General features: G+C 70.2%; 18 protein-coding genes and 1 tRNA gene. 11 read left to right on the forward strand and 8 right to left on the reverse strand.

Going from position 1 to position 13,729, the window contains the following annotated elements:
- Positions 1-158 precede the first annotated feature (158 nt).
- Genes IEX91_RS08205 through IEX91_RS08215 form a run of 3 tightly spaced genes read right to left on the reverse strand, consistent with a single transcriptional unit; the run spans position 159 to position 3,649 of the window.
- The gene (locus IEX91_RS08205) at positions 159-902 is read right to left on the reverse strand and encodes a metallophosphoesterase (protein WP_188878254.1); all 744 of its coding nucleotides are present in this window, start codon (positions 900-902) and stop codon (positions 159-161) included.
- Positions 903-2,384, reverse strand: a complete 1,482-nt coding sequence (locus IEX91_RS08210; protein ID WP_188878255.1) for an RPA family protein — start codon at positions 2,382-2,384, stop codon at positions 903-905.
- Positions 2,381-3,649, reverse strand: coding sequence for a Single-stranded DNA binding protein (locus IEX91_RS08215; RefSeq protein ID WP_188878256.1), 1,269 nt, complete (start codon positions 3,647-3,649; stop codon positions 2,381-2,383). Before IEX91_RS08215 ends, IEX91_RS08210 begins: the two co-directional genes overlap by 4 nt.
- A gap of 116 nt (positions 3,650-3,765) precedes the next feature.
- Between IEX91_RS08215 and IEX91_RS08220 the strand changes: the two genes are divergently transcribed.
- Positions 3,766-3,981 (forward strand): hypothetical protein, encoded by a 216-nt coding sequence (locus IEX91_RS08220; protein ID WP_188878458.1) that lies wholly within the window; start codon positions 3,766-3,768, stop codon positions 3,979-3,981.
- A 207-nt stretch (positions 3,982-4,188) separates the two neighbouring features.
- On the opposite strand, the gene IEX91_RS08225 is transcribed toward IEX91_RS08220, so the two are convergent.
- Positions 4,189-4,455: an elongation factor 1-beta gene (locus IEX91_RS08225; RefSeq protein ID WP_188878257.1), complete on the reverse strand. Its 267-nt coding sequence runs from the start codon at positions 4,453-4,455 to the stop codon at positions 4,189-4,191.
- 2 nt (positions 4,456-4,457) lie between these two features.
- A complete protein-coding gene (locus IEX91_RS08230) occupies positions 4,458-4,631 on the reverse strand; it encodes an HVO_2753 family zinc finger protein (RefSeq protein WP_188871213.1) in 174 nt (57 codons plus the stop codon).
- Between the two features lie 105 nt (positions 4,632-4,736).
- On the opposite strand from IEX91_RS08230, the gene IEX91_RS08235 reads away from it, so the two are divergent.
- The gene (locus IEX91_RS08235; RefSeq protein WP_188878258.1) at positions 4,737-5,030 is read left to right on the forward strand and encodes a DUF7545 family protein; all 294 of its coding nucleotides are present in this window, start codon (positions 4,737-4,739) and stop codon (positions 5,028-5,030) included.
- Positions 5,031-5,059: 29 nt separating this feature from the next.
- On the opposite strand, the gene IEX91_RS08240 is transcribed toward IEX91_RS08235, so the two are convergent.
- Together IEX91_RS08240 and IEX91_RS08245 are read right to left on the reverse strand one after the other, a co-directional pair.
- Positions 5,060-5,719 (reverse strand): 2,5-diamino-6-(ribosylamino)-4(3H)-pyrimidinone 5'-phosphate reductase, encoded by a 660-nt coding sequence (locus IEX91_RS08240; RefSeq protein WP_188878259.1) that lies wholly within the window; start codon positions 5,717-5,719, stop codon positions 5,060-5,062.
- 2 nt (positions 5,720-5,721) lie between these two features.
- The gene (locus tag IEX91_RS08245) at positions 5,722-6,390 is read right to left on the reverse strand and encodes an MBL fold metallo-hydrolase (RefSeq protein WP_188878260.1); all 669 of its coding nucleotides are present in this window, start codon (positions 6,388-6,390) and stop codon (positions 5,722-5,724) included.
- A gap of 104 nt (positions 6,391-6,494) precedes the next feature.
- Here IEX91_RS08245 and IEX91_RS08250 point away from each other — a divergent pair, with 104 nt between their 5' ends.
- From IEX91_RS08250 to IEX91_RS08290, 9 genes are all read left to right on the forward strand, one after another.
- Complete coding sequence (locus tag IEX91_RS08250; RefSeq protein WP_188878261.1) at positions 6,495-6,785, forward strand: 50S ribosomal protein L21e; 291 nt, start codon at positions 6,495-6,497, stop codon at positions 6,783-6,785.
- Between the two features lie 2 nt (positions 6,786-6,787).
- Positions 6,788-7,147 (forward strand): RNA polymerase Rpb4 family protein, encoded by a 360-nt coding sequence (locus tag IEX91_RS08255; RefSeq protein ID WP_188878262.1) that lies wholly within the window; start codon positions 6,788-6,790, stop codon positions 7,145-7,147.
- Between the two features lie 63 nt (positions 7,148-7,210).
- The gene (locus IEX91_RS08260; RefSeq protein ID WP_188878263.1) at positions 7,211-7,786 is read left to right on the forward strand and encodes a DUF655 domain-containing protein; all 576 of its coding nucleotides are present in this window, start codon (positions 7,211-7,213) and stop codon (positions 7,784-7,786) included.
- 32 nt (positions 7,787-7,818) lie between these two features.
- Positions 7,819-8,652 (forward strand): 16S ribosomal RNA methyltransferase A, encoded by an 834-nt coding sequence (locus tag IEX91_RS08265; protein WP_188878264.1) that lies wholly within the window; start codon positions 7,819-7,821, stop codon positions 8,650-8,652.
- Positions 8,652-9,911, forward strand: a complete 1,260-nt coding sequence (locus tag IEX91_RS08270) for a mechanosensitive ion channel family protein (RefSeq protein ID WP_188878265.1) — start codon at positions 8,652-8,654, stop codon at positions 9,909-9,911. The genes IEX91_RS08265 and IEX91_RS08270 overlap by 1 nt, the downstream gene beginning before the upstream one ends.
- Positions 9,908-10,489, forward strand: coding sequence for a HemK2/MTQ2 family protein methyltransferase (locus IEX91_RS08275; protein WP_188878266.1), 582 nt, complete (start codon positions 9,908-9,910; stop codon positions 10,487-10,489). Before IEX91_RS08270 ends, IEX91_RS08275 begins: the two co-directional genes overlap by 4 nt.
- Positions 10,490-10,521: 32 nt before the next feature.
- Positions 10,522-10,887, forward strand: coding sequence for a hypothetical protein (locus IEX91_RS08280; RefSeq protein WP_188878267.1), 366 nt, complete (start codon positions 10,522-10,524; stop codon positions 10,885-10,887).
- A 63-nt stretch (positions 10,888-10,950) separates the two neighbouring features.
- A complete protein-coding gene (locus tag IEX91_RS08285) occupies positions 10,951-11,946 on the forward strand; it encodes a 5-methyltetrahydropteroyltriglutamate--homocysteine methyltransferase (RefSeq protein WP_188878269.1) in 996 nt (331 codons plus the stop codon).
- Positions 11,943-13,040 (forward strand): methionine synthase, encoded by a 1,098-nt coding sequence (locus IEX91_RS08290; RefSeq protein WP_188878270.1) that lies wholly within the window; start codon positions 11,943-11,945, stop codon positions 13,038-13,040. Before IEX91_RS08285 ends, IEX91_RS08290 begins: the two co-directional genes overlap by 4 nt.
- A gap of 588 nt (positions 13,041-13,628) precedes the next feature.
- Here IEX91_RS08290 and IEX91_RS08295 read toward each other — a convergent pair.
- Positions 13,629-13,702 (reverse strand) — tRNA-Lys (locus IEX91_RS08295).
- Between the last annotated feature and the right edge of the window lie 27 nt (positions 13,703-13,729).

The following is a 13,729-nucleotide window of genomic DNA, read 5'->3' on the forward strand; positions in this document are numbered from 1 at the left end:
GCCACTCGGCGCCGGCGATCGGGCACGCACGTCCACCGGCGCGCGTCCCCGTGGAAAGCGAGCACGCACGGCGCGACGACTGTCGACGACGGCGGGTACCGGGCGTCGAGCGGCGCCACCCACCCGAGACGGGCCGCGAACGGATCCGCCCGCGTCCCTCAGAGGCCGCGGTACGGGCCGAGTCGAGTGCCGTCGAGCAGGTAGGCCTGCGCGTCCGGGCACGCCTCCGGGAGGAACGGGGCGAGGAACTCCTGCCCCTCGACGTTCACCCACGTCCCGCCGCTGTACTCGTTGAACGCCGGACAGACGACGAGCTCTCCCGAGACGGCCGCATCGCGCGTCGCGTCGTCGTGTTCCGCGAACGGCGCCCCCTCCAGGGGGCCGCGGAGCCAGACGCGCTCGACGCGACTCCCGCCGACCTCGTCCGCTAAGCGGACCGCCGGATGCTCGTGGCCGACGCAGACCACGTCGGCTTCGAGGACGTCGCGGCTCGGCCACGTGTGCCCGTGGCAGAATCCCACGTCACCGAACCGACCCCCTTCGGCGGGCGTGACGTCGATGTCGACGACGTCCGCGACGCCGCCGTCGTGGTTCCCCCGCACGAGCGTGGCCGGCACCGGGAGGTCGGCGACGAGCGTTTCGAGCTCGTCGCGTTCCGCGCCGCGCGGCTCGCCGATCCGGTGGCCGAGGTCGCCGAGGAAGACGACGCGTTCCGCGCCCGTCTCGACGACGAGCGACAGCACGCGATCCCGGCGTTCGTCGGCCCGCGAGGGGGCTTCGAGCCCGTCGCGGCGCAGCGACGCCTCGATCCCCGCGTGGTAGTCCGCGACCACGAGGGCCGACTCGTCACCGCAGTCCGCGACCGCCGCCGGCCGTCCCGGGACGGGCTCGACCCGCGCCATCTAGATGGCCTTCAGGTGGTCCTCGCCGGACTCGTAACACCGGCCGCTCATCAACGCCGACTGGATCGCGTCGGCGATCTCGCTCTCGTCGGCCTCCGTCTCTTCGAGCACGGTGCGCACGAGGTCGTCGCGGTCCGCGCCGTCGCCGTCGTCGAGGTCGTCCATGTAGTCGACGACGAGGTCTTCGAGGTCGACGTCCGGCGGCGCGGCCTCCGCGTCCTCGGCGTCGCTCTCGGGTTCGTCGTACTCGGACGCGGTGAAGTCGTCGAGGTCGTCCGCGTCCCCCCCGTCCTCCCCGAAGTCCGTCGACGCGTCGAAGTCGCCGAGGTCGCTCGCGCCCCCGCTTTCCGACGCCGACTCGGCGACGCCCGCCGCGGGTTCGTCCGCCGCCGCTGGCTCCTCGTCCGTGGCGAGGTCAGACTCGCCGCCCTCCGGGATGTCGTTCCCCGTCGAGAAGCCGACGTCGAACTCCTCTTCGACCTCGTTGCGGGTCTCCTCGTCCATCTCCCACTGCTCGTCTTCGCCGCTTTCGAGCGCGCTCTCCTCGTCGTCGACGTCGCCGTCGGCGCGCTCCGCGTTCTGGACCGCCGGCTCCCCGCCGTCGCCGAGATCGTCCGGCGAGGGCGCGGTCGTCTCCGTGGCCGTCTCGCCTTCCGGCGTCGCCTCGACGCGCTCGTCCGTCGTCGCCCCCGTCGTCTCCACCTCGGCGAGTTCCGCGCCCGCGTAGGAGAGGTCGGCGTCCGTCCCGCCGCCCTCGTTCGGCGCGAGCGCGAGCGCCTCGACCTCGTCGCGTTCGCCCGCGACGACGCGCGAGGCGTCGAGCGCGAGCTCGCGGACCGCCGCGAGATACGCGGGCGTCGTCCCGTAGTGGTCGATGGCGTGCGAGATGCCCGACGCGAGGCCGTACGGGACGTCGCGCGCGACCAGCGCGTCGGTCAGCTCGTCGCCGCGCTCCGGCATGTCGAGGGCGTCCGCGAACGTCGAGACGCGCGCAAGCGTGCGCTCCGCCGCCGTGACGACCCAGCGATCGCGGGTCTCGGACGTCACCGCGTTCACGCTCTCCGGCCGGATGGAGGTGTAGACCTGCTCCGAGTCCTCCGGGCTGAACGTCCGCGCTTTGCCCGTCACCGCGACGAACGACGGCACGTCCGCGTTTTCGAGCGAGGCGAGCGCGTCCGGCTGGTACTGGCCGGCGTAGACGACGAACGCGCCCGTCGGGTCGACGACGCGCGCTCGCACGACGTCCTCGTTCACCTGCTCGACCGAGGTGAGGACGCCGACCGCGAACAGCCGATTCACGCGCGCGCCCGTCGGCGTGACGACGTAGTTCGGCGCGCGCTCCTCGTCGCTCTCCGCGTACTGGTAGTCCGCGTCGTCGAACTCCGCGGCGAACAGCCGCCACGCGACCTCGCGGCTCGGGCGCTCCTCGCCGTCGTCCCCGGACGATCCCGAGTTCGAGTTCGAGGTCGAATTCGCGCTCATGCGCTCACCTCCGCGAGCAGGTCGTGCGCCCGCTCGGCCGGATCGCCGTCGCTCTCGCGGAACCGGACCGTTTCGAGGTTCGCGCCGTACTCGTCGACGGAGAGGTGCCCGCGCACCGCGTACTCCTTGCCGACGACGGACTCGCGGATGTCGTCCGCGACGACCTCGCGGTTCATCGCGTCCCGCGCGGCCTCAAGGGCGTCCTCCAGGGTGCCGCCGTACACGGCCTCGGTCAGCTCTCGATCGAGGATCGCGGTCGCGGTCCCCGTCCCGTCGTCGAGGATCGCCTTCACGCGCATGTCGTCCTCGCCCTCGACGTCGCCGTGCGTGCGACACTGGCCCTTCTGGATGACGCGCCCGCACTCCGGGCAGCGCTCGATCAGCCCCGAGCCGTCCCGGACCTCGATGACGTTCCCGACGAGCTCAACGTCGTACGCGCCCCCGCCGGAGACGGCCTCGCGGATCGTCATGCGCGTCGGGCCGCCGACCTCGACCGGCTCGCGCTCGGTGACGACGGAGAACTCGGAGACGTTGACCGACGGGACGCCGCGGAACTCCCGGACGTACGCGTTCTCGACGTGGACGCTCGCGCCCTCCTCGGTGAGCTCGGGGACGACCTCCCACGCCGTGAAGGGGAGACGCGCCGTCTCGTCGCCGAGCACGCCGGAGAGGATCTCCGTCTCCCCGTCGCGTCCGTCGATGGTCTTGCGCTCCACCTCGACGACGCGGACGTCGAGCGTCACGCCCCGATCACCCGCTTCGAGGTCCGCGAGGTCCGCCTCGCCGCCCGCCTCGTAGGCGATTTCAAGAGGCTCGTCGACGACCGAGACCGTCGAGGACTCCCCGAAGTTCAACTCGGGGCGTCCCTCGTACTCGCGGACGCCCGCGTTCCCGATGCGGACGACGTCGCCCGCCTCAAGGCCGAAGTCCTCCCACGCGGTGTAGGAGATCTTTCCGCTCTCGTCGGCGAGTTCGCCCTCGAAGATCACGTGGTCGTCGCCGTTGTAGCGGATCGAGCGTTTCCCGACGGTCAGGACCTTCGCGGTCACGGTGACGTTGCCCGAGTCGGGCGTCACCTCCGCGAGGTCGGCGGACGTCGGCGCGGACGAACCGCCCGAATCGCCGCCGTACTTCCGGCGGAGGCTCTGTTTGGCCTCCTCCATCGGCACGCTGTACTCCACGAGATTGCGGAGTCCCTCTGCGACCTCCTCTTTGTCGACACCGAGGTCGGAGGCGAGCTCCTCGGCGTGTCGGTCGATTTCCATCACGTGTTCGTTGGACCGGGCGCCGTAAAAGCGTTCCTCGCGCGGGCGCGCGTGAGTCGGCCCGAATAATCGCCATCGAGAAAACGCTTACGTGCGCGTCCGTCCTCGATGGCGACGTGACGCTCACCCCCCTCCCGCTCGCCGCGATCGGCGCGGGCTCGATCTTCCCTCTGCTCCTCCTGCTCGTCCAGCTCGCAATCGCGTACCTCGTCTACCGGGACGCGAAAGGCCGTAACAGCCGTCACGCCCTCGCGTGGGCGCTCGGCGCATTCTTCGGAAACCTCGTCGTCTGGATCCTCTACTACGTCGTGCGCGACGAGGTCGGGCGCTGAGGGACGGACCGCGAACGCTGATCTCACGCGGGCCGCGGACCGCCGACGCGGCGGCCCGAAACCCCCTCTGAGCGCCGTCACAGGCCCCGAGATGCGACGTGCGGGAGACGGGCGACTGCGGAGTCTCGGCGACGCGACGCACGGTCGCGCGGCTCACGGGTGGTGAAAACGGCGGACGGGAACCCCGTCCGCGGACGCGAAGCGCGTTTACAGGCGGCCGGTCTCCTGCACTTGGACCGACTCGACGCCCTCGACGTTCGTGAAGGCGTCCTCGACGGCCTCGGTACCGCCGGCGTCGTCGGGAACGACGACCGTGGAGAGGAGCGCGACGAGACCGAAGGCGACCTCCTCCTGGTCGAACCCGCGGAGCTTCGCCCCCTCGGGGAGCGAGTCTTCGAGGTCCGCCTTCAGCTCGTCGAGGTCGATCTCGGGGCTCTGCGGCATGACCTTGAGGACGGCGGCGACCTTCCCCATCGTTACGGCCCCCGGAACCCGCAGTCGGGACACTCGTAGAGGTTGCTCTGCTTGCGGCACTTCGCGCAGCGGTAGATCTGCTGGCCGCAGTCCGGGCACTTGAACGACGCGGCGTTCGTGCCGGAGATGTTGATCCCACAGGAGACGCACTTGCGCGCCTGTCGTGCTTCGCTCATACGAACAGGGTAGCCGCGCGAGCGGTTTTAACTCTTCCTTCTCGCTCCGTCGGCCCGTCCGGGGCTTCGGCAGGCTTTTGCGTCGGACGCGTGAACCGCGAGATCATGACTGACGAAGTCGAACCCGTGACGTTCAGCGTCGACGGTCCGGACGGTAGCGACGAGGTCGAGGTCCCCGCGGGACTCCTCAGGCTCCTCGCCGAGGAGGACGACGAGTCGATGGCGCAGGTCGTCGCCGACATCGCCCTGATGGGGTTCGCCAACCGCGCGCACACGCTCGCCCACCACGGCGAGGAGGACGCCAGCGACGAACTCGAAGCCATCGAGGACGCGACGCTCGACGCCTTCGAGGAGCGTTTCGGCGTCACGTACGGCGAGGCGACCGGCCACTCGCACTAACGCCGCGTCTCTCTCTCTCTTCTCCCCCGTCAGCAGTCGTAGCGCAACAGCACCCCGTCGTCGATCCGCTCGACGCCGGTGAGGTCGAGATCGGGGTAGTTCTCGACGAACCCCTCGCCGTCGGCGAGCGTCGGCGCGTCGCGGCCGCCGATGACCGTGCTCCCGATGTAGACGCTGAGCTCGTCGACGAGGCCGGCGTCGAACAGCGAGAAGATCAGCTCACCGCCGCCCTCCACCATCACGTCGACGAGACCGCGCTCCGCCAGCTCGCCGAACGCCGCCGGGAGGGCGACGCGCTCGTCCCCGACGCTCACGACCGTCGCGCCCGCCGCCTCGATGGCGGCGACGCGTTCTGCGGGGGCGTCCGACGCGACGAGCACGATCGTCGGGGCCGCGCCGTCGAGCACGCGCGCGTCCGGCGGCGTGCGGGCGTTCGAGTCCGCGACGACCCGGGTCGGCTGTGGGGGCGCGCCGCGCTCCTCGCGCTCGGCGACGAGGTCCGCATCGTCGACGGTGAGCGACGGATCGTCGGCGAGCACGGTACCGACGCCGACCATCACGGCGTCGTTCGCGGCGCGGACGCGCTCGACGCGCGCGAAATCGTCGGGGCCGCTGATCGCCAGTTGCTCGCGCCGCCGCGAGGCGAGCTTGCCGTCGACGCTCGTCGCGGCGTTGACGTGGACGACCACCGTTACTCGACCAGCGCCGCGACGTCCTCGGGGCCGGCCTCGACGTGCCCGCCGTGGAAGCAGAGGACGTCGGTGAACGCGAGGTCCGCGAGCCTCCCGAGGGAGTCGATCGCGCGGTCCATGTCGGGCGTGAAGCGCTCGTTCGGCCCGCGGAGCTCGCCGTCCTCCGCGACGGAGGCGTCCGCCGCGAGCAGGACGCCGGCGTCCGGGAGGTGACACGAGATGTGGCCGGGCGTGTGACCCGGCGTGGCGACGACCTGGAGCGGGCCGACGGCCGTCCGGATCTCGACGCCGTCGACGACCTGCACGTCGACCGGTGCGGGATCGTAGCGGTCGCTCGGGTCGCCCTTGATCGGATCCTCGGCGCCCTCGATGGCGGGCGCGTCGTCGCGGTGCGCGAACACCGGCGCGTCGGCACGGTCGGCCACCTCGGCCGCACCGCCCGCGTGGTCGCCGTCCTGATGCGTGAGCACGAGGTACTCGACGTCGTCGTAGCCGAATCCCTCCTCCGCGAGCGCGTCCGCGAGGAGATCGACGGTGTCCGGGAACCCCGCGTCGAGGAGGACGAGGCCGCCGTCGGGCGTCTCGACGCCCGCGGGGTTGATCGTGAGCGTCCGATCCGGATACGAGACGGTGACGGGGAAGCTGTAGACGCCGCGAGCGAGTTCCATACGAGTCGGTGACCGCGGCGCGCGGAAAACAGTTGAGGTGGCGGCGGTCGAGACGGGAACGTGCGTTTTATAACCGCGACGCCAGTACGAGTCGGCATACGACTATGCCGAGCTCCAACGGTCCTCTCAACAGCACGCGGAACAAGCTCGCCAACAAGCCCCGAGAGCGCGGTACCTCCCCGCCCCAGCGCGCCGTCGCCGAGTTCGACGAGGGACAGAAGGTCCACCTGAAGATCGACCCCTCGGTGAACGAGGGCCGCTTCCACCCGCGCTTCTCCGGTCACACCGGAACCGTCGTCGGCACGCAGGGCCGCGCGTTCAAGGTCCAGATCACCGACGGCGGCAAGGAGAAGACGATCATCGCCAAGCCCGCGCACCTCCGCGCGCAGGAGTAAGCGTGACCATCTTCAAGGAGACCGTCGACGAGGAGTTCCTCACCGTCTCGGAGGCGCGTGACCTCCTCGCCGATGTCGAGGCCGAGCGCGCCGCCGACGAGGAGCGCGAACTGCGCTACGAGCTCGCGCGCGCCGTCGAACACGTCAATCGGTTCGCCGTACTCGAAGGCGAGGAGTCCCGCGAGCTCGTCGCGGAGCTCCTCGAACTCGACGGGATCGACGAGACCGAGACCGCCGTGAAGATCGCCGATCTCCTCCCGCGAAACCGCGACGAACTCCGCGCGGTCTTCGCCCAGGAGCGCTACGCGCTCTCCGGCGACGAACTCGACGACGTGCTGGACGTCGTCGTCAAATACGCCTGACGGCGCCGCGACCGGCGATCCGTCAGCCGACCTTTTAAGTCGCCCCTCGCCCTACCTCCGTGCATGAGCGACGATTCAGCCGACGGAACGGAGGCCGTCGTCCTCGACGTGCTCCGGCACGGCCGCTCGGGCGACGACCGCGCGGCGTTCCGACGGGAGCAGGTCGGACTCGCCGTCGGAACCGAGGACTTCGCGCTCTACGAGTTCCTGATGGCCGACGACTCCGACGTCTCCATCGGCGACCGGGTGCGACTCGCCCCCGAGCCCGAGGCGGGCATCAGTCGGGTGAACGCCGTCCCCTACGACGATCTCTCTCCCGGCGCTCAATCCGAACTGGAGTACGTCGTCGAGGAGCTGATCGAGGCGGACCCCGAGCCGTTCCTCGACTTCTACAACGAGGCCGGGGCGGTCTCGCTGCGCCTCCACCAGCTCAACCTCCTCCCCGGGATCGGGGACACCCTCCGCGACAACATCCTCGACGAGCGCAAGCGCGGTCCCTTCGAGAGCTTCGCGGACGTCGCCGAGCGCGTCGACGGCCTCCACGACCCGAAGGAGGTCGTCGTCGAACGCGTCCTCAAAGAGCTCAAGGGCGACGACGTGAAGTACCACGCCTTCACGCCGAGCGACCGCGGAGAGTAGGGTTTACACGACCCGGGCGTCTACCGTGGGCAATGACCGACCGACGGGACCCCGACGCGCTCATCCGGCGCGCGGGCCGCGGGAACCCGGATTTCGACCAGCACTTCCTCGTCGACGACCGCGTTCTCGACCGGATTCCGACGTACGCGGAGTCGTTCGACCGGTCGCACGTCTTGGAGATCGGACCCGGCCCCGGGGCGCTCACCGAGCGCCTCCTCGACGTCGCGGACCGCGTGACGGCCGTGGAGCGCGATCCGGACCTCGCCGCCCACCTCCGCGAGGAGTTCGCTGACGCCGTCGCCGACGGGACGCTCACCGTCGTCGAGGGCGACGCGCTCGATGTCGCGTTGCCCGATTACACCTGCTGTATCTCGAACCTTCCCTACTCGGCGTCGAGCGAGATCGCCTTTCGTCTGCTCCCCCGGGCGACGCCGGCCGTGCTCATGTTCCAGCGGGAGTTCGCCGAGCGGATGGCGGCGAGCGTCGACGACGACGCGTACGGCCGGCTGAGCGTGAGCGCCCAGCACTACGCGGACGTCGAGGTCGTCGAGGAGATCCCGAAGGAGGCCTTCGACCCCCAGCCGCGCGTCCGCTCGGCCGTCGTGCGGACGACGCCGCGCGACCCCGACTACGAGGTGGACGACGAGGCGTTCTTCCTCGACTTCGTGAAGGCGCTGTTCACCCAGCGGCGCAAGACGGTGCGGAACGCGATCCGGAACACCGCGCACATCTCGGGGCTCGACGATCCCGAAGCAGTCGTCGCGGCGGCCGACGAGGACCTCCTCCGGAAGCGGCCAGGGAACCTCTCGCCCGCGACGTTCGCCGAGCTGGCGTCGCTCGCCGCCGAACACGGTGACCCCGCCTGATGGCGCTCCCGCTCGTCGCCGGGGTGTCGCTCGCGGCACACGCCGACCAGCTCGCGCTCTCCGTCGGCTCGCTCGTCGCGTTCGTCGCGCTCTGGTGGGCCATCGGCCGCGTCGGCGAGTCGCTGCGCGACGAGTTCGACCTGCGGCTCATCGACCTCCTGCTCGGGCTGTTGGTGCTCTGTCTCGCCGTCACCGAGCTCGGGGCTCTCATCTACATCTGGGGGCTCCAGTCGATGCTCGTCACCGTCATCGAGCGGTTCGGCGATCCGCTGGCGCTCGGCGCGAAGGCGTTCGTCTCGCTCGCGGTCGTCGTGCTCTGTTACGCGGGGACCGGCGTCGTGCAACGCGCCGTCGAGAACGCGTCGAAACGCCGCGACGGCCTGAGCGACCACGAGGCCGAGATCGCCTACCGGATCGCGCAACTCGGCATCTACCTTGCGGGGCTGCTCGCGCTCCTCGGCCTCTGGGAGATCGACCTCTCGGGGCTGCTCATCGGCGCGGGGTTCCTCGGGATCGTGCTCGGGATGGCGGCGAGGCAGACGCTCGGGGCCGTCCTCGCCGGCTTCGTCCTCATGTTCGCCCGCCCGTTCGAGATCGGCGACTGGGTGCAGGTCGGCGACAACGAGGGGATCGTCACGGAGATCAGCATCGTCAACACGCGCATCCAGACGTTCGACGGCGAGTACGTGATGCTCCCGAACGATTACGTCGGCTCCGAGGAGGTCGTCAACCGCTCGCGGAAGGGCCGCCTCCGCCTGCACGTCGCGGTCGGCGTCGACTACGATGCGGACGTCGAACGGGCCGCCGAGATCGCCGAGGAGACGATGGGCGACCTCGATGAGATCCTCTCCGTCCCGCGCCCGCAGGCCGTCCTCACCGAGTTCGGCGACTCGGCGGTCACGATCGACCTCCGGTTCTGGATCGACAAACCCAGCGCGCGACGGAAGTGGCGTGCACACACCGCGGTCATCTCCGCCGTTCACGAGGCGTTCGCGGAACACGACGTCAAGATCCCGTACCCGCAGCGCGAACTGTCGGCGCGCCCCGAGACGGAGGGGTTTCGGGTGCGCGATGACGCGGGCGAGGCGACGGGGACTGACGCCGCGGTGACCCCGGGGGACGAGTCGCCGGTCGCCGGCGCTGACGGTGACCGTCACGAAGCGCGGGCGATCGACGCCGATACCGAGTCCGATGCCGACGTCGATGCCGCCGACGCTGTGGGCGATGAAACCGACTCCGACGTGGAGGGCGAGCAATGACCGGTGAGGACCTCGCGGCACGGCGCGGCGTCGAAACGGATGTCTACGATCCGGCCGAGGACTCCCGCCTGCTCGCCGACGTCGCGTGCGACGAGGTCGCGTCAGACGACTTGGTGCTCGACGTCGGAACGGGCTCGGGGTACGTCGCCGCGACCGTCGCCGACGAGACGGGCGCGCGCGTCCTCGGCGCGGACCTGAACCCGCACGCGTGTCGGCGCGCCCGCGACGCCGGCGTCGAGGCGGTGCGCGCGGACCTCGTCTCGCCCTTTTGCGACGGCGCGTTCGACGTCGTGACGTTCAACCCGCCGTACCTGCCGGCGGACGCCGCGGCGGCGCGCGACGACTGGATGGAAGTGGCGCTCACTGGCGGCGAAACGGGTCGGGAAGTCGTGGAGGCGTTCCTCAACGATGCCGCGCGCGTGCTCGCGCCAGGCGGGTACGTCCTCCTGCTCGTGAGCACGCTCACCGGCGTCGAGGAAGTGGCGACGTACGCGGGCGAGCGGGGATTCTCGGCCGTCGCGCTCGCCGACCACGCCTTCCCCTTCGAGACGCTCACGGTCCTCAAGCTCGTCCGGTAGGTGTTTGTCCGCGCGCGTTCCTACTCGGGCACATGAGCGATGGGGCGGTCGACTCGCGCTGGTGGTTGCTCGTCCTCGCGATGCCGCTCGTGACGCTCGCCGAGGCCTGTCTCGCCTTCCTGCTCGTGGGGTTCGTCACGGCCTCGACGGGCGCGAGCGGGTTCGTGACGCTCCTCGTTCCCGCCGCGCCGTTCCTCGCCATCGCGCTCCTCGTTCGGCTCCTCCTCCCGCTCGCGCTCTACAAGGACGCAACGGCGATCCGCGACGCCGACGTGGCGTGGGACCCTGATCCAGCGAACTGGGGATTTCTCGGCCTCGGGCTCATATTCGTCCCCTTACTCGACTCTATCCTCGCCGTCGTCTACCTGACGCTGCGCTCGCGCGCCCTCGATGGCTGATTACCGGCGTTCATGCCGTCGTAAAGAAAATATTAACCGCGGCGATACCGTAGCGCCGCGTCGATGGAACACGTCGCGACGACGGCCGGACTCTTCCCGATACCGGACGCCCAGCGCGGGCGTCTCGTCGATCTCACGGGACGCGGAAAGGGCGCCCTCATCGACGGAGACGAGTCCGCCGACGTGGCCGCGGCCTACGACGCCGCCCGCGAGCGCCTCGTCGCCGCCCAGCGTGAGGCCGGCCTCGACCGCGTCGTCGAGGGCCAAGCCCGGTGGGACGACATGCTCGCCCACCCGCTCTGTGTCCACGAGAACGTCCGAGCGGGCGACGTCGTGCGCTACTACGACAACAACAACTTCTACCGCGAACCCGTCGTCACGGGTCCGCTCACCGAGGACGGCGATCTCGCCGCCGACCTGTCGGCGGCCGCCCGACTCACCGACAGCCTCCAGGCCGTCGTCCCGGGACCCTACTCGCTGACCGACCTCGCGCGCGACGAACAGTACGGCTCGTCCGCGGCGTTCCTCGACGGGCTCGCGGACTTCCTCGCGGGCGAAGTCGACGCCTTCCCCGACGCGGTCGACACCGTCCTCGTCCTCGAACCGAGCCTCGTCACGTCCCCGCCCGACGACGACGCCCACGTGCGCGTCCGCGACGCGCTGGCCGCCGTGAACGCCGCCACCGACGCGGACGTGGTCGTCCACACCTACTGGGGCGCGCTCGGCGAGAAACTCCACGCCCACCTCCTCGACACGGACGTCGCGGCGCTCGGCTACGACCTCGTGAGCGCTCACGAGGAGTGCGTCTACCTCGTCCAGGAGTACGGCACCGCCGACTCGGTCGCCCTGGGCGTCGTCGACGGACAGAACACGCGCGTCGAGGCCCCCGAGACCGTCGCCGATCGGCTGTCGTGGTTCCGGGAGAGCGTCCCCGTCAGCGACTTCGAGACCGTCTACGCGACCCCGAACACCGAACTGTTCTACCTCCCCGTGAGCGCCTTCGAGGACAAACTCGGTGCGCTCGCCGCCGGCGTCGAGCGCGTGGAGGTGGCCGAATGAGCGCCGACCGCGACGGACGCGGCGGGGACGAGACGCGCGTCGGTCGCGAGCGCTTCCGTCCCGCCGACCACCCGAACGATCACTTCCTCCTCACCACGGTCGTCGGCTCCTACCCGAAGCCCGCGTGGCTGACGGACGTCCGCGAGCGCCACGAGGCGGACGGCGACGCCGTCACCGACGACGAGTGGACCGAGGCCATCGACGACGCGAGCCGGCTCATCACGGGCGAACACGAGCGCGCCGGCCTCGACGTCGTCTGCGACGGCGAGATGCGCCGCGAGGAGATGGTCGAGTTCTTCGCTCGGCGCATCGGCGGCTACGAGTTCAAGGGCCCGGTAAAGGTGTGGGGGCACAACTACTTTGACAAGCCCAGCGTCGTCTCCGAAGTCACGTACGACGAACCGTGGCTCCGCGAGGAGTACGAGTTCACCGCCGGCGTCGCCGAGCGCCCGGTCAAGGTCCCGATCACCGGCCCCTACACCCTCGCCACGTGGAGTTTCGACGAGGTCTACGACGACGACGCCGGGCTCGCCTACGCCCTCGCCGACCTCATCAACGAGGAGATTTCCGGCCTCGTCGCGGCCGGTGCGCGCTACATCCAGATCGACGAGCCCGCGCTCGCCACGACGCCCGAGGATCACGCCGTCGTCGGCGAGTGCCTCGAACGGATCGTCGCCGGCCTCCCCGACGACGTCCGACTCTGCCTCCACGTCTGCTACGGCGACTACGGCGAGATCTATCCCAAGATCAACGACTACCCGATCGACGAGTTCGACGTCGAACTCGCCAACGGCGACTACGACCAACTCGACGTCTTCGCCGACGGGGACGTCGATCCCGACCTCGGACTCGGCGTCGTCGACGCTCACACCCCGACCGTCGAGCCCGTCGCCGAGATCGAGGCGAACATCCGCGAGGGTCTGACGGTCGTCCCCCCCGAGAAGCTCACCGTCAGCCCGGACTGCGGGCTCAAGATCCTCCCGCGCGAGGTCGCCTACGCGAAACTCGAGAACATGGTCCGGGCCGCGCGGAACGTCGAGGCCGACCTCGACAGCGGTGAGATCGATCCCGACGCGCTCCGAACGGGACCGTGACGTCGATCGCTGGGACCGTCACACCTACTGGTCGTCCGACGCGCCGACGGGCAGGACTCCGACGGCGCCACGTTCGCTTACGGACGCGTCGGACGCCGCGTCGCGACGCACCCCCGTCGCTCTCGAACGCCGCCGGGCGCGGATCGCGTGGTCACACGGTGCGCGGTCCTCGGTACCGCGGGAGTAACAGTTATTTGTGCCGGGCTACTACCGCTGTTCGTCTCCGACAGACGGTGACCCCTTCGGGGGGAGGGGTCGTCATCGGAACCTCGTCGGAGACACGTTCCGAACGGGGAGCGGCGGCGTCGAGCACACGCCATCGGAGCCGGATTCTGACGACGCGCCACGTCGCTCCCCGACTCGATTCTGTCACCAGCAGAGTCCGGACGCGACGCCTCGGTCACCGACACGATTCCTCGGCGTGGTCAGACTCACCTTCGTTCGCAGGAAAAACGGGCCGGGAGGGAATTGAACTGGACGAGACGGTCCTCGCGCCGCCCGGCTGCGACTCGCGTGCTCAATTCCCTCTAGGCCGCTCCGATCGTCACGGACGACACGCTCTACGTGTCGTCGGTTCCTCGAAAGAAGCGGGCCGGGAGGGAATTGAACCCCCGACCGTCTGATTAAGAGTCAGACGCTCTGCCTAACTGAGCTACCGGCCCAACGCATCCACGACTTACCGCGGGGTA

Source organism: Halarchaeum nitratireducens (assembly GCF_014647155.1).
GTDB classification, from domain to species: Archaea; Halobacteriota; Halobacteria; order Halobacteriales; family Halobacteriaceae; genus Halarchaeum; species Halarchaeum nitratireducens.